23 protein-coding genes are annotated in these 23,254 nt (G+C 66.8%); 12 read left to right on the top strand and 11 right to left on the bottom strand.

Annotated elements, in window-relative coordinates; all coding sequences use genetic code 11:
* Positions 1 to 11 precede the first annotated feature (11 nt).
* The 3 genes from WA983_RS03455 to WA983_RS03445 all read right to left on the bottom strand — a co-directional run bounded on the left by WA983_RS03455 (position 12) and on the right by WA983_RS03445 (position 2,722).
* Positions 12 to 734 (bottom strand): hypothetical protein, encoded by a 723-nt coding sequence (locus tag WA983_RS03455; RefSeq protein WP_424252327.1) that lies wholly within the window; start codon positions 732 to 734, stop codon positions 12 to 14.
* Between the two features lie 139 nt (positions 735 to 873).
* Positions 874 to 1,641, bottom strand: coding sequence for a nucleotidyltransferase family protein (locus WA983_RS03450; RefSeq protein WP_424252325.1), 768 nt, complete (start codon positions 1,639 to 1,641; stop codon positions 874 to 876).
* Positions 1,642 to 1,672: 31 nt separating this feature from the next.
* On the bottom strand, positions 1,673 to 2,722 hold the full coding sequence (locus tag WA983_RS03445) for an aminoglycoside phosphotransferase family protein (RefSeq protein ID WP_424252323.1): 1,050 nt from the start codon (positions 2,720 to 2,722) through the stop codon (positions 1,673 to 1,675).
* Positions 2,723 to 2,885: 163 nt separating this feature from the next.
* On the opposite strand from WA983_RS03445, the gene WA983_RS03440 reads away from it, so the two are divergent.
* Genes WA983_RS03440 through rsmA form a run of 3 tightly spaced genes read left to right on the top strand, consistent with a single transcriptional unit; the run spans position 2,886 to position 7,638 of the window.
* Positions 2,886 to 5,279: an LPS-assembly protein LptD gene (locus WA983_RS03440; RefSeq protein WP_424311601.1), complete on the top strand. Its 2,394-nt coding sequence runs from the start codon at positions 2,886 to 2,888 to the stop codon at positions 5,277 to 5,279.
* Positions 5,276 to 6,805 carry a peptidylprolyl isomerase gene (locus tag WA983_RS03435; protein ID WP_424252319.1) on the top strand — a complete coding sequence of 510 codons (1,530 nt, stop codon included), beginning with the start codon at positions 5,276 to 5,278 and terminating at the stop codon, positions 6,803 to 6,805. Before WA983_RS03440 ends, WA983_RS03435 begins: the two co-directional genes overlap by 4 nt.
* Positions 6,802 to 7,638, top strand: coding sequence for a 16S rRNA (adenine(1518)-N(6)/adenine(1519)-N(6))-dimethyltransferase RsmA (gene rsmA / locus WA983_RS03430; RefSeq protein ID WP_424252345.1), 837 nt, complete (start codon positions 6,802 to 6,804; stop codon positions 7,636 to 7,638). The genes WA983_RS03435 and rsmA overlap by 4 nt, the downstream gene beginning before the upstream one ends.
* A 1-nt stretch (position 7,639) precedes the next feature.
* On the opposite strand, the gene gloA is transcribed toward rsmA, so the two are convergent.
* From gloA to glyQ, 7 genes are all read right to left on the bottom strand, one after another.
* Positions 7,640 to 8,035, bottom strand: a complete 396-nt coding sequence (gene gloA / locus WA983_RS03425; protein ID WP_424252317.1) for a lactoylglutathione lyase — start codon at positions 8,033 to 8,035, stop codon at positions 7,640 to 7,642.
* 39 nt (positions 8,036 to 8,074) lie between these two features.
* Positions 8,075 to 9,016 (bottom strand): universal stress protein, encoded by a 942-nt coding sequence (locus WA983_RS03420; RefSeq protein ID WP_424311600.1) that lies wholly within the window; start codon positions 9,014 to 9,016, stop codon positions 8,075 to 8,077.
* A 174-nt stretch (positions 9,017 to 9,190) separates the two neighbouring features.
* Positions 9,191 to 9,967 carry a M48 family metallopeptidase gene (locus WA983_RS03415; protein WP_424311599.1) on the bottom strand — a complete coding sequence of 259 codons (777 nt, stop codon included), beginning with the start codon at positions 9,965 to 9,967 and terminating at the stop codon, positions 9,191 to 9,193.
* The gene (locus tag WA983_RS03410) at positions 9,954 to 10,685 is read right to left on the bottom strand and encodes a lysophospholipid acyltransferase family protein (protein WP_424252310.1); all 732 of its coding nucleotides are present in this window, start codon (positions 10,683 to 10,685) and stop codon (positions 9,954 to 9,956) included. Before WA983_RS03410 ends, WA983_RS03415 begins: the two co-directional genes overlap by 14 nt.
* Entirely contained in the window at positions 10,682 to 11,236 is a 555-nt protein-coding gene (gene gmhB, locus WA983_RS03405; protein WP_424252308.1) for a D-glycero-beta-D-manno-heptose 1,7-bisphosphate 7-phosphatase, read from the bottom strand. The genes WA983_RS03410 and gmhB overlap by 4 nt, the downstream gene beginning before the upstream one ends.
* Positions 11,233 to 13,374: a glycine--tRNA ligase subunit beta gene (gene glyS / locus WA983_RS03400; protein ID WP_424252306.1), complete on the bottom strand. Its 2,142-nt coding sequence runs from the start codon at positions 13,372 to 13,374 to the stop codon at positions 11,233 to 11,235. Before glyS ends, gmhB begins: the two co-directional genes overlap by 4 nt.
* On the bottom strand, positions 13,375 to 14,268 hold the full coding sequence (glyQ, locus tag WA983_RS03395) for a glycine--tRNA ligase subunit alpha (RefSeq protein WP_424252304.1): 894 nt from the start codon (positions 14,266 to 14,268) through the stop codon (positions 13,375 to 13,377). It lies immediately after the preceding gene.
* Positions 14,269 to 14,372: 104 nt separating this feature from the next.
* Here glyQ and WA983_RS03390 point away from each other — a divergent pair, with 104 nt between their 5' ends.
* The 4 genes from WA983_RS03390 to WA983_RS03375 are packed head-to-tail and all read left to right on the top strand — an operon-like array spanning position 14,373 to position 18,473.
* A complete protein-coding gene (locus WA983_RS03390) occupies positions 14,373 to 15,140 on the top strand; it encodes a crotonase/enoyl-CoA hydratase family protein (protein WP_424252302.1) in 768 nt (255 codons plus the stop codon).
* Positions 15,137 to 16,660: a fumarate hydratase gene (locus WA983_RS03385; protein WP_424252300.1), complete on the top strand. Its 1,524-nt coding sequence runs from the start codon at positions 15,137 to 15,139 to the stop codon at positions 16,658 to 16,660. Before WA983_RS03390 ends, WA983_RS03385 begins: the two co-directional genes overlap by 4 nt.
* A gap of 26 nt (positions 16,661 to 16,686) precedes the next feature.
* Complete coding sequence (locus WA983_RS03380) at positions 16,687 to 17,505, top strand: HpcH/HpaI aldolase/citrate lyase family protein (RefSeq protein ID WP_424252299.1); 819 nt, start codon at positions 16,687 to 16,689, stop codon at positions 17,503 to 17,505.
* Positions 17,502 to 18,473, top strand: coding sequence for a thymidylate synthase (locus WA983_RS03375; RefSeq protein ID WP_424252297.1), 972 nt, complete (start codon positions 17,502 to 17,504; stop codon positions 18,471 to 18,473). The genes WA983_RS03380 and WA983_RS03375 overlap by 4 nt, the downstream gene beginning before the upstream one ends.
* A 5-nt stretch (positions 18,474 to 18,478) precedes the next feature.
* On the opposite strand, the gene WA983_RS03370 is transcribed toward WA983_RS03375, so the two are convergent.
* A complete protein-coding gene (locus WA983_RS03370) occupies positions 18,479 to 18,901 on the bottom strand; it encodes an OsmC family protein (protein ID WP_424252295.1) in 423 nt (140 codons plus the stop codon).
* Positions 18,902 to 19,060: 159 nt separating this feature from the next.
* Here WA983_RS03370 and WA983_RS03365 point away from each other — a divergent pair, with 159 nt between their 5' ends.
* Genes WA983_RS03365 through WA983_RS03345 form a run of 5 tightly spaced genes read left to right on the top strand, consistent with a single transcriptional unit; the run spans position 19,061 to position 23,254 of the window.
* Positions 19,061 to 20,734 carry a cbb3-type cytochrome c oxidase subunit I gene (locus WA983_RS03365; RefSeq protein ID WP_424252293.1) on the top strand — a complete coding sequence of 558 codons (1,674 nt, stop codon included), beginning with the start codon at positions 19,061 to 19,063 and terminating at the stop codon, positions 20,732 to 20,734.
* Positions 20,735 to 20,736: 2 nt separating this feature from the next.
* Positions 20,737 to 21,366 (top strand): cbb3-type cytochrome c oxidase subunit II, encoded by a 630-nt coding sequence (locus WA983_RS03360; RefSeq protein WP_424252291.1) that lies wholly within the window; start codon positions 20,737 to 20,739, stop codon positions 21,364 to 21,366.
* Complete coding sequence (locus WA983_RS03355; protein WP_424311598.1) at positions 21,363 to 21,944, top strand: c-type cytochrome; 582 nt, start codon at positions 21,363 to 21,365, stop codon at positions 21,942 to 21,944. The genes WA983_RS03360 and WA983_RS03355 overlap by 4 nt, the downstream gene beginning before the upstream one ends.
* Before the next feature lie 18 nt (positions 21,945 to 21,962).
* On the top strand, positions 21,963 to 22,613 hold the full coding sequence (locus tag WA983_RS03350; protein ID WP_424252287.1) for an SCO family protein: 651 nt from the start codon (positions 21,963 to 21,965) through the stop codon (positions 22,611 to 22,613).
* Positions 22,610 to 23,254: a hypothetical protein gene (locus WA983_RS03345; protein ID WP_424252285.1), complete on the top strand. Its 645-nt coding sequence runs from the start codon at positions 22,610 to 22,612 to the stop codon at positions 23,252 to 23,254. The genes WA983_RS03350 and WA983_RS03345 overlap by 4 nt, the downstream gene beginning before the upstream one ends.

The following is a 23,254-nucleotide window of genomic DNA, read 5'->3' as shown; positions in this document are numbered from 1 at the left end:
GGGCGTGCCGATCAGCGTCCGGCCACCACGTGGAAAGTGCGCGTGGCGATGACCTTGTCGGACCCTTCGCCCATGACCTGGATGGTGACCTGGCGTGGCCGGAAGGCCTTGTTCGGCAGTTCGGCGCGGCCTTCGATGACGATGTAGCGGCCCATGTCCAGGGGCTGCTCGGCCAGATCGATGTAGCCCGTGTTGCCGTTGGGGTAGGCCCCCTGGGCGATCAGTTTGATCCGGCCGCGCAGGGCGGGGACCTCGGATCGGCCTTCCGGCAGATCCTGGATCAACAGGATGCGGTAGTCCACGCCGGCATCGCGCGCGACCATGTCGGCGCCACGAATGCCCGGCGAGGTGCCGCGCGGATCGGGGGGGATGGCCTGGATCAGGCTGGCGAGACCGGCCTCCATGTCGGCGGTCTGCTTGCGCGCCTGTTCGGCGCGGGCGGCCTGCTCCTGCTGATCCTGGCGCGCCTGCTTGATTTCGGTCTTGATCTTTTCAGACTCGATGGACAGGCGCTGGCTTTCCATGTTGGAGGTGTTCAGGTCCGAGCGCAATTGCTCGGATTGTTCGACCGTGAGGCGCTGCGGGCCGTAGCTGCGCTGCAGGAACAGCACACCCCCGGCACCCAGCACCACGCCGGTGATCAGCAGCATCAGCCAACGAGGGATGCCACGGCTGCGCCGGGTATAGCCGTAGGGCGTGGGCTTGAAGGTGGGGCGTTTGGGGCCGAGCGACATGACGAAATTCCTGAATTGCGTGAAGCCTGCACAAAGCGCCGCGCCGCTTGGGCGCGCGGGCGCGAAACCGAATAGGATAAACGTTTTCGTGGTTTTCCTGGGGGCGGACCTACATCCGGTTGCGATTTGATGGGGGTGGTCAGGTGTCCGGACTCATCGTGCGCTCCCCCAGTTCGGCGTCCAGGGCCGCCAGGCGCGCGGGCGTGCCGACGTCGATCCAGCGTCCCGTGTGCCGTTCGCCGCTCACGGCGTGGGCCGCCATCGCCTGGCGCAGCAGTGGCGCGAGCGGCGCGGGCTGATCCGGATCGGTGTCGGCGAACAGGGAGGGGCGATACAGGCCGATGCCGGCGAAGGTCAGTGCGGCGGTCGGCGCGGTCAGGGATTGCGCCGCTGACGCGTGCCCGAGGCCATCCGGATGGCCTGCGTCGCTGTCCGTGCGCGGTGCGACTCCGCCGTCGGCCTGCAGAACGAAATCGCCTTCGGGGTGGTGGTCGGGGTTGGCCACCAGAACCAGATGGGCCAGGCGGTCGGCCGGCCACGCGGCCGCCAGGCGCGGCGCCCGCGCGGGGTCCCAGTCGCACCAGACGTCGCCGTTCAGGACCAGGAAGGGCTGGTCCTGGAAGAACGGCAGGGCGCGTGCGATGCCGCCCGCTGTTTCCAGGGCGGGGGATTCGGCTGAATAGCGCAGCCGCACGCCGTACGCTCGGCCGTCACCCAGCGCGGCCTCGATCCGTTCGCCCAGCCAGGCGTGGTTCACCAGAACGTCGGTGATGCCGGCGCGGGCCAGGTGTGCCAGGTGCCAGGCAATCAGGGGGCGGCCGCCCACGGGCAGCAAGGGTTTGGGGCAAGTGTCCGTCAGCGGGCGCATGCGTTCGCCGCGTCCGGCGGCCAGAATCATGGCGCGCATGGTGATGATTCCTTGATGAGCGGGGGCCTGACTAGAACGAAAATCCCTCGGTCTTGGGTGTCTGTTCGGCCTGATCCAGCAGGCGCAGCAGGGGACGGAAGACGGCGTAGCGCCCCGCGACCTGGTTCACGTAGGTCCGCACCCGGGGCATGTGGTCCAGGTAGTGGTGCTTGCCGTCGCGGTGCGACAGGCGAGCGAAGACGCCCAGAATACGCAGGTTGCGCTGCAGCCCCATCCATTCGTAGTCGACGTGGAAGTCGGCGAAGTCATCCGGGACCGGCAGCCCCGCCGCCCGGGCGTATTCCCAGTAGCGGATGGCCCAGTCGAGCTGGCGGGCTTCGTCCCAGGTGGTGCGGGCATCCATGGCCAGCGAGGCGATGTCGTAGCTGATCGGGCCGTTCAGGGCGTCCTGGAAATCGATGATGCCGGGAGCAGAGTCCGGCGTGTCGGCGCCGAGCATCAGGTTGGGCGAATGGAAGTCCCGGTGCACCAGGACGCGCGGCTGCGCCGCCGCCCGCTGTGCCAGCAGGCCGAAGATGTCCGCCAGCGCGGCCTCGGCAGCGGCATCGGGCGTGTGGGCCAGATGAGTGCGTAGATACCACTGCGGAAAGACGGCCAGTTCTTCGAGCAGGCGGGCTTCGTCATAGGGCGGCAGGCTGTCGGCCGGGCATTGCTGCAACGCGACCAGGGCGCGCAGGGCGCCCCGGTAATGCCGCTGCAGGGCGGCCTCGTCCTGTTCCAGACCGTCGCGCAAGACCTCGTAGAAGGTGTGCTTGCCCAGGTCGGTGAGCAGCAGGAAGCCCTGGTCCAGATCCTGGGCCAGGATCTCGGGGACGCGCAACCCGCCTTGCGCCAGCAGCCCGGCGATGCGGACGAAGGGCGCGCAGTCCTCGTGGGGCGGCGGGGCGTCCATGGCGATCAGGGTGCCGCCCGTGGACTGCAGGCGGAAATAGCGGCGGAAGCTGGCATCGCCGGAAACAGGTGCCAGGCTGTCCAGGACCAGGCCCAGCCGGTCGGCGTGCAGGCCCAGCCAGTGGCGCAGGGCGTCCAGGCGGAGGTCCGGGGTGGAGGTAGGGATCATGCGCGGGATTCGAGAGAAATTCGGGATAGGAAAGGGGCAGCGGATCGACCGGCTGGATGAGCGGACACGATGCGGCCCGGCTTCTCTATAATACTGGGTCGCTGGTCGTCGCGGGTGGACCGATCGGCCGTTGTTTCTTTCAACCATTTCGGGGAACCGGGTCTTGGCGCATTGGATCGGTCGCATCATCTTCCTGGGCCTGGGCCTGGGCCTGGGCCTGGGCCTATGCCTGTCGGCGCCGGCTCTGGCTGCACCGCCCGCGCCGGATGCGGACGGCGGCATGCGGATGGTCGGCAGCCTGCGGCTGCATCCGGGGCTCAAGGACGACGCCCTGCCGTCGTTTCTGATCGGCGATGACATCAGCCGCGATGCGGATGGGCGGGTGATTCTGCAAGGCAACGCCCAGGTCCGCCGTCTGGATTCCGTGATCAAGGGCGATCGCATCGACTACCTGCAATCCACGGGCGAAGCCGATGTCCGCGGCAATGGCCTGATGGTTCGCGATGGCAATATCGTGCGCGGTCCGCATCTGCGTTACAACGTCGAGACCGAACAGGGCCTGGTCGAGCAGCCGCGCTTCTGGCTGGGCGGCACGGGCGGCGTCGGGCAGGCCGACGAAGCCGACATCATCAGCCGTCAGCACATGCGCCTGAAAAACCTGCGCTACAGCGGCTGGACGGGGCCGGACCCCGCCTGGTACATCGATTCAAGTCGCGTTGATCTGTACCTGGATGAAAACGAAGGTGTCGCGCGCAACGGTGTGCTGTATTTCAAGGGTGCGCCGATCCTGTATTCACCCTATTTGACGTTCCCGCTGGGCAAGGACCGCAAGTCCGGCTTTCTGGTGCCGACCTATGGCACGTCCAGCAACGGCGGGATCGAGCTGACCACGCCGTATTATCTGAACCTGGCGCCGAATTACGACGCGACGCTGTTTCCCCGCTATCTCACCAAGCGCGGTCTGCTGCTGGGCACCGAATTCCGTCACATGAGCGGCAGTTCCCATTCCGAACTGTTCGGCACCTACATCATGCGCGACCAGCAGACGGGCAACAAGCGCTGGATGTATTCGATGCAGCACACCCAGACGCTGGGCCAGGGCTTCAGCGCCTACCTGGATGCGCGCAAGGTCTCGGACGACGATTATTTCCGTGATTTCTCGTCCTTCGGGCTGACGGACGCGGCCATCACCTACATGCCCAGCCAGGCACTGCTGTCCTGGTCCGACAGCCGCTATCTGTCCGGCTCGCTGCAGTTCTACCGCTACCAGACCTTGCAGGACAGCACCGGGTCCTTCCTGGCGCCGCCCTACGACATGCTGCCTCAGTTGACCTTCAACGCGCGGCGCTACGGCTGGCATGGCCTGGATGTGGTGTCCGAGAACACGGCGACCCGCTTCATCGCGCCGATCTATCGCGGCGATGCCTTTCCCGATCAGTCCGGCAAGCGCCTGATGCCCAATGGTACGCGCCTGACCTCCTATACCTCGATTGCGCGGCCTTTCGTGCTGCCCGGCGCCTACCTGACCCCGAAGGTCGGCCTGCACATGAGCCAGTATGAAACCGAATGGTTCGCCACCGAGCCGGGCATGACGCGTTTCGCCGGGCGTCCCACCAGCCAGTCTCGGGTGCTGCCGATCGCCTCTGTGGACACCGGCCTGACTTTCGAGCGCAACGCCTCGTTGTTCGGCAACGCCGCCATCCAGACGCTGGAGCCGCGCCTGTACTACCTGTACGTGCCGTACCGTGATCAGTCGAACCTGCCCGTGTTCGACACGGGGCTGGCGACCTTCAATTACCAGCAGGCTTTCGATGAAAATATCTTCAGCGGCGGCTGGGATCGCATCTCCAATGCCAACCAGTTGACCGCCGGTCTGACCAGCCGCTGGTTGGACGCGGACACCGGGTTCGAGCGCCTGTCCCTGTCGTTCGCCCAGCGTTTCTACTTCGACCAGCAGAAGGTGACGCTGGCCGGCGAGGCACCGCGCAGCGGCACCCAGTCGGATTATCTGGTCGGGGCCAAGGCCGCGCTGACCGATACGTTCTCGGTGTATTTCGATGGGCAGTTCGACCACGAGACCCAGAGGCGCAACCGGCTCAGCAGTGGCGTGCGCTGGGCGCCGAAGCGCCTGGCGACGGTGTCGCTGTCCTATCGCTACGAGCGCGACGTCAATAGCTATGCCGATCCTTACGGGGTGCTGCCCTATGGCACCGTGCCCGAGTCCCGTGAACAGGTCAGCCTGAGCACCCAGTGGCCGCTGTCCCGGCGTTGGTACGGGGTGGGGCGCTACGATTATTCCCTGGCCGAAAAGCGCAATACCCAGTCCATCATGGGTCTGGAATACCGGGGCGACGGCGGCTGGGCTGCGCGCGTGGTGATGCAACGCTACGCGGTGTCGGCCCAGAAGACCAACACTGCGCTGTTCCTGCAACTAGAGCTTACCGGTCTGGGTTCCTTGGGCACCGATCCCATGTCCCTGCTGAGTGATCGCGTCATTGGCTACCGGCCCGTGACTCCCCCCACGCCTGAAAAAACTGTTTTTGAGAGGTACGAATGATGTCTGGCTTGCGTCATCCCGCCCGCGCACTGTCGCTGACCATCGTGCTGAGCGCCTGGGTGTCGGCGTCCGCGTTGGCTGCCGGCAAGCCGGCGAACCGTCCGGCCCAGGCCGCACCCGCTCCGGCGTCGTCCCAGCAATTCGTGGACGGCATCGCCGCCATCGTCGACAAAGAAGTCATCACGCTGGCCCAGGTGGACGCCAAGGCGGTTCAGGTGCGCCGCCAGATGGAACAGCAGCGTATTCCGGTGCCCGAGGCGGCCGTGCTTCGGCGGCAGGTGCTGCAGCAGATGATCAATGCGGCTCTGCAGGATCACGAGGCCCAGCGCGTCGGCATCCGGGTGTCCGACGCCCAGGTCGATCAGGCGGTGCAGACCATTGCCCAGCGCAACCGCATCACGGTGGATCAGTTGCGGCATGAAATCGCCAACAGCGGCATGAATTGGGACGACTACCGCACCGATCTGCGCTCCCAGATCCAGGACGACATCCTGCGTCAGCGCTTCGTCGAGGATCGCATCACCATCAGCAACAGCGACGTCGATGCCTTCCTGTCCATGAACGCCGGCCAGCCGATGGCCGCGCCTGCGCCTGCACCCGCGCCGGAACCCGAGCCGGCGCCGGCTCCGACCGGTCCCGAACTGGTCGAACTGGCGCAGATCCTGATCGAAGTCCCCGACTACGCCGCCGAAAGCACGGTCCAGGAAAAGCGCAAACAGGCCGAGGCCATTCTGCGCAAGCTGAAGTCCGGTGCCGATTTTGCCGGTGTCGCGGCAGCTTCGTCGAACGGGCCCCAGGCCCTGGAGGGCGGCAATATGGGCATCCGGCCCTTGCACGACTGGCCCGACCTGTTCGCGCAGGCGGTCGCCAACACGCCGCCGGGAGGCGTCAGCGGGATCGTGCAGAGCGGCCGTGGCTTCCACATCCTGAAGGTTCTGCGCCGCGGCTACGCCCAGCGCCCGGCACCCAAGTCCTCCGGGGCGGCGAAGCCCGCTCAGGCGCAGGCTCAGCAGGCCCAGGCCCAGGCCCAGGCGTCGCGCGCGCCGACGCCCTCGGGCCCCATGATGGTCACGCAGACCCATGCCCGCCACATCCTGATCAAGACCTCCAAGGTCATGAGCGACGACAAGGCCCGTGCCATCCTCGAAGGCCTGCGTACCCGCATCGAGCACGGCGAATCCTTTACTGAACTGGCCAAGCGCTATTCCGAGGACGCTTCCGCGCCTCAGGGTGGCGATCTCGGCTGGCTGAACCCCGGCGAGACCGTGCCGGCTTTCGAGCAGGCCATGAACGCGCTGAAGGACGGCCAGATCAGCGAACCGATCAAGTCGCCGTTCGGCTGGCACCTGATCCAGGTCGAGGGCCGCCAGACCAAGAACATGGAGCAGGAATTCCGCCGCATGCAGGCGCGCCGCGAACTGATGCAGCGCCGCATCGGGCCGGCCTATGAAGACTGGCTCGACCAGTTGCGCGGCCAGGCCTATATCGACAACCGCCTGGAAAAGGCGGCCGGCGGCAGCCGCTGATGGTGCACCAGGCGCGCAAACGCTTCGGCCAGCACTTCCTGGCCGACGAGTCGGTGGTGGACTCCATCGTGCGCGCCATCGATCCGCAGCCTGGCGACGCCATGGTCGAGATCGGTCCGGGCCTGTCGGCGCTGACGGCGCCGCTGCTGGACCGGCTGGACCGGCTGACCGTGGTCGAACTGGACCGTGATCTGGCCCGTCGCCTGCGCGGCCGCTGGGGCGAGGACCGTCTGCGGGTGGTCGAGGCCGATGCTCTGACGGTGGATTTCGGCGATCTGGCGCCTGCTGCTGGTGCCCAGGCGGGTGCGGCCGAGGCACAGGACGCCCGGCTGCGCGTGGTGGGCAACCTGCCCTATAACATTTCCAGCCCCTTGCTGTTCCATCTGCTGCGCTGGGCCGACCGGGTCCGCGACCAGCATTTCATGCTGCAGCGCGAAGTCATCGACCGCATGGTGGCCCGTCCCGGCGACACCCAGTACGGACGCCTGTCCGTCATGCTGCAGGCGCGCTACCGCATGACGCACCTGTTCGACGTGCCGCCTGATGCGTTCGATCCGCCGCCACGCGTGATGTCGGCCGTGGTACGCATGCGTCCGCTGGCAGCCGATACGCTGCGCCAGCCCCGCGACGCGCGGGTGTTCGAACGGCTGGTGGCGCGGGTCTTCGAACAGCGCCGCAAGATGATCCGGGGCAGCCTGGGCGCCTGGGCGGAATGGCTGGACTGGGATGCCCTGGGGGTGGCGCCTACGGCGCGGCCTCAGGAATTGACGGTGGCCCAGTTCATGGACATGGCCGATGCCCTATCGGCCGCCGGCGTGACGCCGACAGCGTGATCTAGTCTTCGCGACCAGCGCGCTGGATCAGTTCGATCTTGTAGCCGTCAGGGTCTTCGACAAAAGCGATCACGGTGGTGCCGTGCTTCATCGGGCCGGCTTCGCGTACGACCAGACCGCCGCGTGACTTGATGGTGGCGCAGGTGTCGTAGGCGTCCTCGACCTCGATGGCGATGTGGCCGTAGCCGGTGCCGATCTCGTAGCGGTCGGTGTCCCAGTTGTGGGTCAGCTCGATGACGGCGCCCTCGGCCTCGTCCTGGTAGCCGACGAAGGCCAGGGTGAAACGGCCCTCGGGGTAGTCCTTGCGGCGCAGCAGCCGCATGCCCAGCGTCTCTGTGTAGAACATCAGGGAACGGTCCAGGTTGCCGACGCGCAGCATGGTGTGCAGTAATCTCATGGCGAAATCCTATCGAAAAACGGTGTGCCTGCGCTCATCTTAGCGCACGACATAGACCGCGCATTCGGCCTTTTGCATGACTTTGCGGCTGATCGAGCCCAGGTGCAGGTTCTGCAGATCGCCCAGACCCCGGGCGCCTACGGCGATCATGCTGGCGTCGGTGGAGGCTTCGAGGATGACGTGGTCGGCGGCGCCTTCGCTGATGTGCAGTTCCGTCCTGAGATCCGGATGGTGTTGGCGGACCTCGTCGGCGGCTTGTTGCGCGATCCGCTGCGCCCGTTGTTCGATCTCCGCGACGATTTTTTCGTAGATGAGCTGAATCTCCGCATCGGAGTAGCCTCCCTGGGTGCCGTCCTTTTGGGTCAGATGTCGCCGCGAAGCCAGCGACCAGAGTGCCTGGCTGGGGCGTTCCCAGGCGGCGACGATCCGCAGGAACGAGCCGGTATCGGCGGCCAGGCGTGCGGCCTCTTGCAAGGCATGGGTGCCGTGTTCCGAGCCGTCCACACCCGCCACCACCGGGTACGTCGCGCAGGGCAGGGGGCGCGGCGATTTGCGCACGATGGCGACCGGGCAGGCGGCGTGATGGGTCGCCTTGAAGGCGACCGAGCCCAGCAGCATGTCGGGCAGCAGGCCCCGGGCGCGGTGGCCGACGACCAGCAGAGAGCCTTGCCGCGAGGCATTGACCAGAGCGCCGGCGGCGCTGCCCGGCTGTCCTTCGGACGTGACCAGGATGCCGGCGGCAAAGGTTTTGGCCAGGTCCGCGCCTTCCTGGGCCTGTTGCTGGGCCTGGTCCAGGTACATTTCCTGGATGCCGGGGCGCGCCAGTTCGATGCTGGACAGATCGATGTCGGCGGCGGAAATCACCCGCAAGGCGCAGCCCCGGTGCTGCGCGACCCGGGTGGCCCATTCGAGCGCGAACGCGCTTTCCGGGGAGGTGTCATAACCCACGATCACAGGAAGGTTGGTGTTGTTTTCGTTCATGTGGTCACTTGTCCGAGATGAGTCTGTAAGAGGCCGGTAAAAGCAGGTCCGTCAAAGCAAAGCGCGACAGCGCTGCACATTAACCGACATTCAGGATGGCGTAAACCTGTGCCATGGCGTGACCCCGGGCCTGGCGCGGGCTATCGTGATCGACCCGTCGGTCGCGCAGTGGCCTCAGATCAACGGCAGGGTGTCCGGAGGCTGGCGGCGCAGCGTGTCGCGCGCCGTCCAGAAGTCCGGGCACAGGCGCTCGACCTCGCGCCAGAAGGCTGGGCTGTGGTTCATTTCTTTCAGATGGGCGACTTCGTGGGCGACCACGTAGTCGATCAGGGCTGGGGCGAAATGGATCAGGCGCCAGTTCAGGCGGATGCGCCGCTGGCTGGTGCATGAGCCCCAGCGGCCCTGGGCGGAAGACAGGCCCCAGCCGGCGATCGATTGCTCTGCCTGATCCAGACAGCGCCGCAGCCGAATCTCGAAATCGATCCGTGCGCGCGTCTGCAGCCAGGCCTGGGCACGCTCCTGGATGCGGCTGGTGTCCGCCGTGTCGGGCAGGGGCAGAAACAGGCGGTCGCCGGCGGCGGGTGTGTCGGGATCGCCTTCGTAGCGGGCCGACCGGGCACCGTCCAGCCGCAGTTCGATGGCGACACCCAGGTAGGGGATGCGGCCGCCCGCGCACCATTGGCCGGCCTGCAGGGCCAGCAGCTCCAGCCGCCGGTCGCGGTCCCGGAGCTTGTCCCTGATCCAGGCGGCCTTGTGGCGGATGGCGTCCTCGATCTGTGCGCGCGTGGCCCAGGCAGGAGCCTGGATCGCCAGGCCGGTGTCACGGATGTGCAAGCCGATCGTCGTGCGGCGTGCCCGGCGCAGCGTGTAGCCCAGCAGCCCGTCGTCCAGCGCCAGGGTCAGCCAGCGCGCGTCCGGGGGCAGGGCGGGCGGGGGGTCAGCGGTTCGCATAGCGCTCGGGATTGAGGCGCCGCATCTCGGCCTCGATCCAGTCGCGCACGGCGTCGTTCAGGGAAGTCGGCGTGTGGCCGGCAGGATCGATGGCGGGGCCGAAGGACACGGTCACCAGGCCCGGCGTCTTCAGGAAGGCGTTGCGGGGCCAGCATTCGCCGGCATTGTGGGCAACCGGGATCACCGGCGCACCGGTGTGGCAGGCCAGCAGCGCGCCACCTTGCTTGTAACGGCCGATCTGGCCGGGCGCGACGCGGGTGCCTTCGGGAAACAGCACCGGCCAGCGGCCTTCTTCCAGGCGCCGGCTGCCGATCTTGACCACCTGATCGAAGGATTCCTTGCCCTTGGTGCGGTCGATGGGGATCATGCTGAGCAGGGCCAGACCCCAGCCGAAGAAGGGTACGCGGTGCAATTCTTTTTTGTAGACGAAGACCACGTCGCGTGGCAGCTTGACCGCGAAATACAAGGTTTCCCAGGCGGACTGGTGCTTGGACAGAATGATGGCCGGGCCTGAGGTGGGCAGGTGCTCCCAGCCTTGCGCCTGATAGCGCATGCCCAGAATCCAGCGGGCTCCCCACAACGCCATGCGCGGCCATCCCAGGGTCAGGCGATAGCGCCACGACAGGGGCAGGGGCGCCCATAGCACGCAGCACAGGGCGTAGGGGATTACCGTCACGACCAGCCAGGCCATGTAGAGTGCGGAGCGCAGGTGGGTCATGGTGCGGCCTTGAGCAAGGTGTCGGCCACGGCGGCCAGATCGTCGCGGACTTGCGTGCCGGCGGGCAGTTCGCCGCTGGTGCCCGAGGTTTCCCAGGTTTTTTTGCCTTTTCCGGTCAGGACCAGCCAGGGGGCGCAGTGGGCGGCGGCGGCGGCGCGCAGGTCGCGCAGGCTGTCGCCCACCAGCGGAACGCCATCCAGGCGCACGTCCAGACGCTGGGCGATGTCGTGCAGCATGCCGGGCAGTGGCTTGCGGCAGGCACAGTCTTCGTCCGGACCGTGGGGGCAGCAGAAGATGGCGTCGATGCGCCCGCCCGCGTCGGCCACCACCTGGCGCATCCGGGCGTGGATCGCGCCCAGGGTTTCCATGGTGAACAGGCCCCGGGCGACGCCGGACTGGTTGGTGGCCACGACGACGCGCCAGCCGGCCTGGCTGAGCCGGCCGATGGCTTCCGGGCTGCCGGGGATCGGCACCCACTCGTCCGGCGACTTGATGTACGCGTCGCTGTCCTGATTGATGACCCCGTCGCGGTCCAGGATGATGAGTTTCACCGGGCGAGCCTCGACAGATCGGCCACCTGATTCATCAGGTCGTGCAGAGACCGCAGCAGGGCCAGGCGGTTGGCTCGCACGCGGGGGTCTTCGGCCATGACCATGACGTCGGTGAAGAAGGCGTCGACGGCGGTGCGGGCCTGGGCCAGGGTGGCCAGGCTGGCGGTGAAGTCCCCGGCCTGCAGTTGGGCGGTGGATCTGGGTTCCAGGCGGGCGATGGTCTCGGCCAATTGACGTTCGGCCGGTTCGGCCAGCAGGGCCGGGTCGAAGCCGGGTTGCGCGTCGTTGGCTTTTTTCAGCAGATTGCTGACGCGCTTGTTGGCGGCTGCCAGGGATTCAGCCTCGGGCAGTGCGGCGAATCGTTCGCAGGCCTGGACGCGTGCCGCGATCTGATGCAGCGGCGGGCGCAGGGCCAGCACCGCGTCGATGGCCGAGCGCTCGTGGCTGGCCGCCAATTGATTGCGACAGCGTTCGTAGACGAAGTCCAGCACGGCCTCGACCGTGCCGTCGGCGATCTGGCCGGGCGCGAAGTTGGCCGCCGCTTGTTCCAGCAGGGCGGACAGGCGCGCCGGGGAGTCCTGGCTGGCCTGCAACTGGCCGCCGGCCGTGAGCTGTTCGTAGGCGCTGATCAGACCCAGGGCTGCGCGGCGCAGGCCGTAGGGATCGCGTTCGCCCGTGGGCGCCAGGCCGATCCCCCAGATCCCGATCAGCGTCTCGGCGCGCTCCGCCATGTACAGCACGGCGGACGCGAGCGTGGCATCGGTGACCGGTTCGTCCAGGCGGATGCGATATTGGTCACGCAGGGCGCGTACGACTGCGGGTGGCTCGCCGTCGTGGGCCGCGTAGTAGGCCCCCATGATGCCTTGCAGTTCGGGAAATTCGCCCACCATCTGGGTGCCCAGGTCGGCGTGCGCCAGCATGGCGGCACGGGCGGCGGGCTCGAAGGGGCCGCCCAGCAGCGGTGCCAGCCAGCGGGCCAGCTTGCGCACGCGCTCGGTGCGCTGCAACTGAGTGCCGAGCTTGTTGTGGTAGACGCTGTTGGCCAGTTCGGCCACCCGGTCGATCAGCGGGGTCTTCAGGTCGGTCTGGTAGAAGAACTGCGCGTCGGCCAGGCGCGGACGCACCACGCGTTGATTCCCCTGGATGATGTGGGTCGGATCGGCGGGCTGCGAATTGCTGACGATCAGGAAACGATGGGTCAGTGCGCCCGTGGCCGGGTCGAACAGGGGGAAATATTTCTGGTTCAGCCGCATCGTCAGGATCAGGCATTCCGGCGGCACGGCCAGAAAGGCTTCCTCGAAGGCGCCGACGTAGACCGTCGGGTATTCGACCAGGGCGGTGACTTCGTCGAGCAGGGCCTTGACCTCGGGGTCCTGGCCGATGGTTGCACCCAGCGAGGCGGAGGATTCGTCCAGTTGACGGGCGATGAGCGCGCGCCGATCGGCGAAGGACGGCACCACGCGGCCGTCATCGGCCAGGCGGCCAGCCCAGGACTCGGCGGATTCGATGGACAGCGGGCCGTTCGTCAGGAAGCGGTGGCCCAGGGTGAGCCGGTCGGCCTGCAGGCCCAGGGTCTGCACGGGCACGACGTCCGCGCCCCACAGGGCCAGCAGGTGCTGGGCCGGGCGCACGAACTTGACGTTGGTGCGGCCATCGGCCAACTGATATTGCATGACCTTGGGGATGGGCAAGTGGGTGACGGCGTAGTCCAGGGCCTGCTGCAGGCCGTCGGCCAGTCGTGCGCCGGGGGCGGTGCCTTCGGCGTAGAGCACGTCCTGCTTGCCATCGTGCTGGCGGCTCAGATCGGCGGCGCCCAGGTGCCCCAGGCCCTTGGCCAGGAGTTTTTTCAGCAGCGCGGGGGTCGGCTCACCCGCCTCGTTCAGGCCGATGGCCGCAGGCATGAGTTTTTCGGTGTAGGCCTGGTCGGGTGCCTGGCCCAGGACGGCGTCCAGCCGCACGGCCAGACGCCGGGGTGTGGCGTAGGCGGTGGCGCCGGGGGCGGCCAGCAGGCCGAGCGAGTCCAGCGTCTTGCGGATGCCTTCGGCGAAGGCCTGGCCCAGGGCGTCCAGCGCCTTGGGAGGGAGTTCTTCGGTGACCAGCTCGACGATCAGCGGGCGCGCGTTCGGATTCGTGTTCATTTACGCGACCTCCCGCAGCATGGGGAAGCCCAGGCGTTCGCGCGCATCGTAGTAGGCTTGCGCCACGGCACGCGACAGCGCACGGATGCGGCCGATGTAGGTGGCGCGTTCGGTGACGCTGATGGCGCCGCGCGCGTCCAGCAGGTTGAACGTGTGGGCGGCCTTGAGGGTGGCCTCGTAGGCGGGCAGGGCGAGCGGGACTTCGATCAGGCGTTTGGCCTCGGCCTCGTAGTCGTTGAAGTGGGCGAACAGCATGGCGGTGGACGCAATCTCGAAGTTGTAGGTGGACTGTTCGACCTCGTTCTGGTGGAACACGTCGCGGTAGTACACGGGCGTGCCGTCGGGGCCCTGGGTCCAGACCAGGTCATAGACCGATTCCACCCCCTGCAGGTACATGGCCAGACGTTCCAGGCCGTAGGTGATTTCGCCCATGGTCGGATTGCAGTCCAGTCCGCCCACCTGCTGGAAGTAGGTGAACTGGGTGACTTCCATGCCGTTCAGCCAGACTTCCCAGCCCAGGCCCCAGGCACCCAGCGTGGGGTTTTCCCAGTCGTCCTCGACGAAGCGGATGTCGTGCTGTTGCGGATCGATGCCCAACGCGCGCAGGGAGCCGATGTACAGGTCCAGAATGTCGAGCGGCGCCGGCTTGAGCACGACCTGGAACTGGTAGTAGTGCTGCAGCCGGTTGGGGTTTTCGCCATAGCGCCCGTCCTTGGGGCGGCGCGAGGGTTGCACGTAGGCCGCGCGCCAGGGCTCCGGGCCGATGGCGCGCAGAAACGTGGCAGTATGCGAGGTGCCGGCCCCGACTTCCATGTCGTAGGGTTGCAGCAGGGCGCACCCCTGGCGATCCCAATATTGCTGGAGCGATAAAATCAGTTGTTGGAATGTAAGCATGGCATGGCGGGACCGGCCCGCGAAGGTTTGTGTCGTCCGGCGGGCACGGCCTGGGCCGCGTCCGGAAGGGCCATTTTATCCACTTCTCTTTTTTCGGAGAACATATGAGTGATTGCCTTGACGTGCAGCGCCTGGACGGGGTGCTGGTGATGCAGCTTAACCGGCCTCAGGCGCGCAACGCCATCAACCTGGAGACGGCCCAGGCTTTGGCCGCCGCCATGGACATCCTGGACAACGATCCGGACCTGCGTCTGGGCGTGCTGACCGGGTCCGGGGGGAATTTCTGTTCGGGTATGGACCTGAAGGCCTTTGCCGCGACCGGCCAGCGCCCTTACGTAGGCAAGCGCGGCTTCGCCGGCCTGTGCGAACAGCCGCCCGCCAAGCCGCTGATCGCCGCCGTCGAGGGCTATGCCTTGGCCGGCGGGTGCGAACTGGTGTTGGCCTGCGATCTGGTCGTGGCGGCGCGTGACGCCCGCTTCGGCCTGCCCGAAGTCCGGCGCGGCCTGGTGCCGGGGTCGGGCGGCATGCTGCGTCTGCCCTCGCGCATTCCTTATCATGTGGCCATGGAGGTCGTGCTGACGGGCGAGGCGTTCAGCGCCGAGCGCCTGCATCAACTGGGTCTGGTCAATCGCCTGGCCGAACCCGGCGCGGCGCTGGACGAGGCCCTGGCAATGGCGCGGGCCATCGCCGACAACGGCCCGCTGGCGGTGCGTACGGCCAAGTCCATCGTGGCGCAGTCGCGCAACTGGCGCCCGGAAGAGATGTTCGAACGCCAGCGGCCCCTGGTCGCCCATATCTTCACCTCGGAGGACGCCCGCGAAGGCGCGACCGCGTTCGCCGAGAAACGCCCCCCGGTTTGGAAAGGAAAATGACCACAATCACCGAAGACGATCTGATCCAGTCGATCGAGGACGCTGTCCAATTCATCAGCATCTATCACCCGCTGGATTACATCCAGCATCTGGCGCGCGCCTACGAACTGGAAGAAAGCCCGGCGGCGCGCGACGCCATCGCCCAGATACTGACCAATTCGCGCCTGTGCGCCGAAGGCCACCGCCCGATTTGCCAGGACACCGGCATCGTCAACGTCTTCCTGAAGGTGGGCATGGACGTGCGCTTCGACACGCGCCGCAGCCTGCAGGAACTGTGCGACGAGGGCGTGCGCCGGGGCTATACCAATCCTGATAATCCGCTGCGTGCTTCCGTGCTGGACGATCCCCTGTTCACGCGCCGCAATACGCGCGACAACACGCCCTGTGTGCTGCACGTCGAACTGGTCCCCGGGAACACGGTGGACGTGCAGGTCGCGGCCAAGGGCGGCGGCTCGGAAAACAAGACCAAGTTCGCCATGCTCAACCCCAGCGAATCGCTGGTGGACTGGGTGCTCAAGACCGTGCCGCTCATGGGCGCGGGCTGGTGCCCGCCGGGCATGCTGGGGATCGGCGTGGGCGGCACGGCGGAAAAGGCCATGCTCATGGCCAAGCAGTCCCTGATGCAGGACATCGATATGTACGAGCTGCTGCAGCGCGGCCCGCAGAACAAGCTGGAAGAACTGCGCATCGACCTGTACCGTCAGGTCAACGCGCTGGGCATTGGCGCCCAGGGTCTGGGCGGGCTGACCACGGTGCTGGACGTCAAGATCCTGACGTGCCCGACGCACGCCGCCTCCAAGCCGGTCGCCATGATCCCGAACTGCGCCGCCACGCGCCACGTGCATTTCACGCTGGACGGCAACGGCCCGGCGGTACTGCAGCCGCCCGCCCTGTCCGAGTGGCCGGAAGTCCACTGGAAGCCCGACTACAAGGCCTCGCGTCAGGTCAACCTGGACACGCTGACCCGCGAGGAAGTCGCCTCCTGGAAACCGGGCGAGCGCCTGCTGCTGTCGGGCCACATCCTGACCGGGCGCGACGCGGCCCACAAGCGCATCCAGGACATGCTGGCACGCGGTGAATCCCTGCCGGTGGATTTCCGCGGGCGCGTCATCTACTACGTCGGCCCGGTCGATCCGGTGCGCGACGAGGTCGTCGGCCCGGCGGGCCCCACCACCTCGACGCGGATGGATGCGTTTACCGATATGATGTTGGGACAGGCGGGGTTGCTGGCCATGATCGGCAAGGCCGAGCGCGGTCCTGCCGCCATCGAGGCCATCCGCCGTCATGGCTCGGCCTACCTGATGGCCGTGGGTGGTTCCGCCTACCTGGTGTCCAAGGCCATCCGCTCCGCGCGGGTGGTGGGCTTCGAGGATCTGGGCATGGAAGCCATCTACGAGTTCGAGGTGCGTGACATGCCGGTGACGGTGGCGGTCGACGCTCAGGGCACCTCGGTCCATCAGACCGGGCCGCGTGAGTGGCGCGAACGCATCGCCGCGCGTATCGTCCCGGTGCAGGCCTGAACGGCGACTTGAAGAGGGGGATTGCCATGCGTGATACATCGATGCGTTCGGCGCTGTTCGTGCCGGCCAGCCGGCCGGAGCGCATACCCAAGGCGGTCGCCAGCGGCGCGGACGTCGTGATCGTCGACCTCGAGGACTCCGTCGCGCCCGAGGCCAAGGCCGCCGCGCGCGACGCGCTGGCACGCCACGTGGCGGCGCATCCCGGAGACCGCCTGTGGGTGCGCATCAACGATGGCACGACCCCCTGGTTCGAGGACGACCTGGCCCTGTGCCGTTCGCTGCCCTCGGTCACCGGCATCGTCCTGCCCAAGGCGCAGATCGCGGACCACGTCTACATCGTGTCGGGGGCGGGCAAGCCCCTGATGCCGGTGATCGAGTCCGCCGCCGGATTGCGGTCGCTGGACCGGATTGCCGAGGCCCATGGCGTGGCGCGGCTGTCCTTCGGCAGCCTGGACCTGCTGGTCGAACTGGGGACGCGGCTGATGACGGAGGCGGCCCGGTTCGTGCTCGGGCAGATCCGCTTCGACATCCTGAAGGCCAGCCGGATGCACGGGCTGGCTGATCCGCTGGACTGCGTCCATCCGGACTTCACCGACCTGGACGCGCTGGAGCGTTCGTGCACGATGGCGCGGGACATGGGGTTCGGCGGGATGATGTGCATCCATCCCGCCCAGATCCCCGTGGCGCATCGCGTATATCGGCCGCTGGCCGAGGAAATCGACTGGGCGCGCCAGGTGGTGGCTCACGCCGATGCGACCGGCGAATACGCGTTTCGCCTGGATGGCCGCATGGTCGACCTGCCCCTGATCGAACGGGCCCGGCGCATCCTGGAGCAATCTGCATGAAGGCCTATCTGGACCTGGTCCGCTCGATCTTCGATCAGGGCGCCTGGCAGGACAACCGCACCGGCGTGCGTACGCTCAGCCTGCCGGGCGCCTGCCTGCGCTTCGACCTGCGCCAGGGTTTTCCCGCCGTCACCACCAAGCGCCTGGCCTTCAAGTCGGCCATGGGCGAACTGGTCGGTTTCCTGCGGGCGGCCGACAGCGCGGCGGATTTCCGCGCGCTGGGTTGCCGGGTCTGGGATCAGAACGCCAACGAGAACCGCGCCTGGCTGGACAGCCCCTGGCGTGACGGCCCCGACGACCTGGGGCCGGTCTATGGGGTGCAGTGGCGCCAGTGGCCAGCCTACAAGCTGCTGCCGGCTGACGCTGCCGCGCGCATCGAGGCGGCGCAGGGACAGGGCTACCGCGTGGTCGGCCCGGTTGCAGACCAGGGGCGGGCGCACGTGCTGCTCTACAAGGCCGTGGACCAGTTGCGCGCCTGCCTGGACACGCTGATGCGCGATCCGGGCAGCCGGCGCATCCTGTTTCATGGCTGGAACTGGGCCCAGCTCGAAGAAATGGCGCTGCCGCCCTGCCACCTGCTGTACCAGTTCCTGGCGAATCCGGCGACGCGCGAACTGTCGCTGTGCCTGTACATCCGCAGCAATGACGTGGGTCTGGGCACGCCGTTCAATCTGGCCGAAGGCGCCGCCCTGACGCATCTGGTGGCGCGGCTGACAGGCTACGAGCCGCGCTGGTTCACGTATTTCATCGGCGATGCGCACATCTACGAAACGCACGTGGACATGCTGCGCGAACAACTTAGCCGCGATCCGCTGCCGGCACCCCGGCTGCGCTTGTCGGATCGCATCCCGGCCTACGCGGACACCGGCCGCTACGAGCCGGAATGGCTGGAGCGCCTGGAGCCGACGGACTTCGTGCTGGACGACTACCGGCATCATGCGCCGCTGACGGCGCCGATGGCGGTATAGCGGCGTCAGGCCGCGACGATCTCGACCGAATGGGTGATCTCGGCCGTCTTTTCCAGCATGGCGATGGCCGAGCAGTATTTCGTGTGCGACAGGTCCACCGCGCGTTCCACGGCGGCGGCGGGCAGGTCGCGGCCCGTGATCCGGAAGGCGTAGTGGATTTTCGTGAAGACCTTGGGATCGGTGTCGGCGCGCTCGGACGTCAGGACCACCTGGCAGCCGGTTACGGCATGCCGGCCGCGTTTCAGGATCAGCACGACGTCATAGGCTGAGCAGCCGCCGGCGCCGGCCAGCACGGTTTCCATCGGCCGGGCGGCCAGATTGCGGCCGCCGCCGTCGGGCGCGCCGTCCATGGCGATGACGTGGCCGCTGCCGGTGCGGGTGATGAACAGCATGCCCTCGGGGCCTTGCCAGTCGATGGTGCATTCCATGGTGAGTCGTTCCTGATTATGTCCGTATCATGATTAGGGTAATTCTGGCTTGAAAATCTGACGCAGATTTATCATAGATCAAATCTGAGCCTACAATAGCGGGCTGCCAGGGCTGGATTTCAAGGCTCTGCGCGTCTTTTTTCTTTCATCGGAAGCGCCGTGGATACCGTCACCGTATTACTCCTGACCTTCATATTATCCGTCACCGGACTGGGTGTTTTCATCTGGTCCCTTCGGCGGAACATGTTCGACGACAACCCTGAGGCGGCCGGGGTGATCTTCTCGACCGGCGAAATCGGCCACGTCGAAGATCCTTCCGCCACGCCGGAGCAGCGGGCTGGCCTGCAGCAGGTCGTCACGGATGGCGGCAAGGCCGTCGTGGACCCGTCCCTGGCCGCCGAGCTGAAGCAAGAGCTCGTCGACCGCCTGGAGGCCGACCAATCGACCGCCTACGTCACCTTCACCTTTCTGTGCTGTGCCATCGTCTGGCTGGTATTCGCCTCGGCCTTCGGCCTGATCAGCTCCATCAAGCTGCACAGTCCCGAGTTCCTGACGGAATACGCCTGGCTGACCTTTGGCCGCACGCGCACGCTGCACCTGAACATGGTGGCCTACGGCTGGTGTCCGATGGCCGCCTTCGGCGTGGCGATCTGGATGCTGCCGCGTCTGCTGAAGACGCGCCTGTACGGCGGCCGTTTTGCGCTGCTGGGCTGCATGCTGTGGAACGCCGGCCTGGTCGCCGGCCTGGGCAGCATCGCCGTGGGCATCAATGACGGCCTGGAGTGGCTGGAAATTCCCTGGCAGATCAGCATCCTGCTGGTGGTGGGCGGCGCCCTGATCGCGCTGCCGCTGGTGTTCACGCTGCGCAACCGCAAGGTCGAGCACCTGTACGTGTCGATCTGGTACATGGGTGCGGCGCTGTTCTGGTTCCCGGTGCTGTACCTGGTGGGCAAGATGCCCGGCGTGCACTTCGGTGTGGAACAGGCCACGATGAACTGGTGGTTCGGTCACAACGTGCTGGGCCTGTACTACACCCCGATCGCCCTGGCTTCGGTGTACTACTTCCTGCCCAAGATCATCGGCCGTCCGATCCAGTCCTACAACCTGTCGCTGATCGGCTTCTGGGCGCTGGCCTTCTTCTACGGCCAGGTCGGCGGCCACCACCTGGTGGGCGGTCCGGTGCCGCATTGGCTGGTCACGCTGTCGATCGTCCAGTCCATGATGATGATCATTCCCGTGCTGGCGTTCTCCGTGAACCAGCACCTGACGATGCGCGGTCAGTTCAAGACCATGTACTATTCGCCCACGCTGCGCTTCATCGTGCTGGGCGCCATGATGTACACCGTCAGTTCCTTCGAAGGCTCCTTCGAGGCGCTGCGCAGCGTCAGCACGGTGGCGCACTTCACCCACTTCACCGTGGCCCACGCCCACCTGGGCCTGTACGCCTTCTTCTCCATCGTGATGTTCGGCGCCATCTATTTCGTGATGCCGCGCGTCATGTCCTGGGAGTGGCCGCATCCGAAACTCATCCTCGTGCACTTCTGGCTCGTGGTCCTGGGCATGGGCATCTATGTCGTCGGCCTGTCGATCGGCGGCTGGCTGCAAGGCCTGGCCATGCTGGACGCCGCCCGGCCGTTCATGGATTCCGTGAAGGTCACGATGCCCTACCTCGAAGCCCGTACGCTGGGCGGTGCCATGATGACCCTGGGCCATCTGGTGTTCGCCGTTCACTTCGTGCTGATGGCGCTGCGCTATGGCACGAGCCGCGTGGGTCCCGCGTTGTTGCACAAACGTAAATCTTTGCCTGAGCGTCAGGCGATTGCAGGTGCCTGATCATGGAAAGCGAATACAAACTTCTCAGCGGGGCGATGGTGACCCTCGCCCTGGCCACCGCCACCCTGGTCGTGGTGCCCCATATGCAGTTGTCCGACGTGCCGCCCTCCGAAGGCCTGAAGCCCTATACCGAGCAGCAATTGCGCGGGCGTCAGGTCTACATCGAGATGGGTTGCGTCTACTGCCATTCGCAGCAGCCGCGCAGCCAGTCTCAGGCACCGGACTTCCAGCGCGGCTGGGGCCGCGCGCCGGTCGCGGGCGACTACTACTATGACAGTCCGCACCTGCTGGGCACCATGCGCACCGGGCCGGACCTGTTCAACATCGGTGCCCGTCAGCCCAGCGTGGATTGGAACCTGGGCCACCTGTACAACCCGCGCGCCTATGTGCCGGGCAGCAATATGCCGTCCTTTCCCTTCATGTTCCGTCTGAAGGACAAGGCGGATCCGGGTGACAAGGTCGTCAGTCTGCCGCCCAGCTTTGTGCCGGCCGGCAAGGTCGTCGTGGCCACACCCGAGGCGCTGGACCTGGTGGCCTACCTGATCGGCCTGGATCACACCTATCCGGTCAAGCCCGACGTGCTGTTGCCGGAACTCCCCAAGCAGGCCGGCGCAGAAGGAGCCAAGCAATGAGTGAGTCCCGATTCAAGCAGCAGCGCCGCGAGCAGCCTGAGCCGCAGGAAGGCAGCCGTCCGGTCCCCAAGCTCGTCCTGACGGTCATCGGCGTGCTGCTGGCGTGGGCGGTGTACTACCTGTACAGCAGCTTCAGTCCGATGTCCGCGTCCCTGGGGGACGATCGCGTCGCGGTCGACTTTGCCGTGCCGCTGACGGCCGATGGGGGCCAGCTCTACACGGCCAACTGCGTGGCCTGCCACCAGGCCAGCGGCGCCGGGGTGCCGGGGGTGTTCCCGCCCTTGTCCAAGTCCGAATGGGTGGATGCGTCCGATCCGGGCGTCATGATCCGCATCCTGCTGCACGGCATCCACGGCCCGCTGACGGTCGAGGGCGCGCAGTACAACGGCGAGATGCCGCATTTCAATAAGCTCTCCGACGAGGAAATCGCCGCTCTGGTGACCCATGTGCGCTCCAGCTTCGGCAATGCCGCCTCGGCTACGGACGCCAAGACGGTCGCCCAGGTCCGCGAGGAAACCAAGGATCAGCAGACCCCCTGGAAGGGCGATGAGGATCTGCGTCCCTTGCTGGGCAAATAGCCTGGGGCGGGTGCTGGCGTGCGCTGGATTGTTGCGCTGGCGCTGGCCCTGGCGGCCGGCCTCGGATCGCTGTACGGCCTGACGGACGGTTTTGCCGTCCTGACGGCCGAGGATGCGCGCCGCCAGGACGTGGCGCAGCACCCCCGGGCGATACCGGCCACCGCGGTATTGGCCGAGGACGGCCGGGTTCTGGACCTGCGCCAGGATCTGCGCCGCGACGGGCGCGTCGCCATCATCAATTTCTTCTACACCCGCTGTCTGTCGCTGTGCCTGGCCCAGGGTTCCCTGACGGAACGCCTGCAGCAGGCGATCGTGGCGCGTGGACTGCAGGATCGCATCCGGCTGATCAGCATCAGTTTCGATGCCCGTGACCGGGCGCCGGATCTGACCCGTTATGCAGCGCGCATGGGCGCCGAGTCCGGCCTCTGGCAATTCCTGTCCTTCACCCAAGCTGCGCAGCGTGACGCCGCGCTGGCCCTGTTCGGCATCACGGTCGTACCGGCGCCACTGGGCGAATTCGAACACAACGCCGCTTTCCACATCGTGACGCCCGACGGCCGTCTGGCGCGCATTCTGGACCTGGACGACCCGGGCCTGGCGCTGACTGCGGCTGAAACGCTGTCTGGGCGTGCTGCCGAACCGGCGCCGCAAGGAGAGGGGACACCATGAGTGAGGCTCGATCGTCTGCTGCGCCCGATGGCACGTGGCGGCCGGGGCCGACGACCTGGTGGATCGTGGCCCTGGTCTGCCTCGGCGTGGCGGTGGGGTTGCATACGTCGTTGACGGCGCTGATGAGTCTGCACATGCTGGTGCAGATTCCCTTGCTGGTCCTGGCGGGGCTGTTTGCCGAGCAGGCCTGGCGCGCCGGGCGGCGTCCGGGCGCGGTGGTGGGTGAAGCGCAGGCAGGGCGGCGTGCGGGCTGGTCCTATAATGAATACGGCGTTCCCGGCCTGCTGCTGGTCAGTCTGATCGGTGCCGGCTGGATGATTCCCAAGGCGCTGGACGACGCCCTGACGGACTGGCGCGTGGCGGCGTTCAAATACCTGGGCCTGCCGCTCTGCGGCTGGGTGCTGCGGGCATCCCTGCGGTGCTCCAACGTGGTCATCAAGCTCTTCTTCCTGGGTAATTTCTGCTGGATGAGCGCGATCGTGGGCATGGTCTATCTGGATCAACCCATTCGCCTGTGCAACGCCTACCTCCAGGATGACCAGGACTGGACCGGTCGAGGCCTGATCGCCCTGGCCATCGTTCTGCCGTCGTGCTGGTTGCTGGCCGAGATCAAACCGGTCTGGCGCTTTCTCAATCGTTGA

This window comes from Castellaniella sp. (assembly GCF_049650445.1).
GTDB lineage: Bacteria > Pseudomonadota > Gammaproteobacteria > Burkholderiales > Burkholderiaceae_B > Castellaniella.
The sequence above is the reverse complement of the archived record's forward strand: the minus strand, read 5'-3'. Positions and strand labels throughout refer to the sequence as shown.

Coding starts and splice junctions, on each gene's coding strand:
- WA983_RS03455 (WP_424252327.1), bottom strand. CDS start 734: ATGTCGCTCGGCCCCAAACGCCCCACCTTCAAGCCCACGCCCTACGGC.
- WA983_RS03450 (WP_424252325.1), bottom strand. CDS start 1,641: ATGCGCGCCATGATTCTGGCCGCCGGACGCGGCGAACGCATGCGCCCG.
- WA983_RS03445 (WP_424252323.1), bottom strand. CDS start 2,722: ATGATCCCTACCTCCACCCCGGACCTCCGCCTGGACGCCCTGCGCCAC.
- WA983_RS03435 (WP_424252319.1), top strand. CDS start 5,276: ATGATGTCTGGCTTGCGTCATCCCGCCCGCGCACTGTCGCTGACCATC.
- gloA (WP_424252317.1), bottom strand. CDS start 8,035: ATGAGATTACTGCACACCATGCTGCGCGTCGGCAACCTGGACCGTTCC.
- WA983_RS03420 (WP_424311600.1), bottom strand. CDS start 9,016: ATGAACGAAAACAACACCAACCTTCCTGTGATCGTGGGTTATGACACC.
- WA983_RS03415 (WP_424311599.1), bottom strand. CDS start 9,967: ATGCGAACCGCTGACCCCCCGCCCGCCCTGCCCCCGGACGCGCGCTGG.
- WA983_RS03410 (WP_424252310.1), bottom strand. CDS start 10,685: ATGACCCACCTGCGCTCCGCACTCTACATGGCCTGGCTGGTCGTGACG.
- glyS (WP_424252306.1), bottom strand. CDS start 13,374: ATGAACACGAATCCGAACGCGCGCCCGCTGATCGTCGAGCTGGTCACC.
- glyQ (WP_424252304.1), bottom strand. CDS start 14,268: ATGCTTACATTCCAACAACTGATTTTATCGCTCCAGCAATATTGGGAT.
- WA983_RS03390 (WP_424252302.1), top strand. CDS start 14,373: ATGAGTGATTGCCTTGACGTGCAGCGCCTGGACGGGGTGCTGGTGATG.
- WA983_RS03385 (WP_424252300.1), top strand. CDS start 15,137: ATGACCACAATCACCGAAGACGATCTGATCCAGTCGATCGAGGACGCT.
- WA983_RS03380 (WP_424252299.1), top strand. CDS start 16,687: ATGCGTGATACATCGATGCGTTCGGCGCTGTTCGTGCCGGCCAGCCGG.
- WA983_RS03375 (WP_424252297.1), top strand. CDS start 17,502: ATGAAGGCCTATCTGGACCTGGTCCGCTCGATCTTCGATCAGGGCGCC.
- WA983_RS03370 (WP_424252295.1), bottom strand. CDS start 18,901: ATGGAATGCACCATCGACTGGCAAGGCCCCGAGGGCATGCTGTTCATC.
- WA983_RS03360 (WP_424252291.1), top strand. CDS start 20,737: ATGGAAAGCGAATACAAACTTCTCAGCGGGGCGATGGTGACCCTCGCC.
- WA983_RS03355 (WP_424311598.1), top strand. CDS start 21,363: ATGAGTGAGTCCCGATTCAAGCAGCAGCGCCGCGAGCAGCCTGAGCCG.
- WA983_RS03345 (WP_424252285.1), top strand. CDS start 22,610: ATGAGTGAGGCTCGATCGTCTGCTGCGCCCGATGGCACGTGGCGGCCG.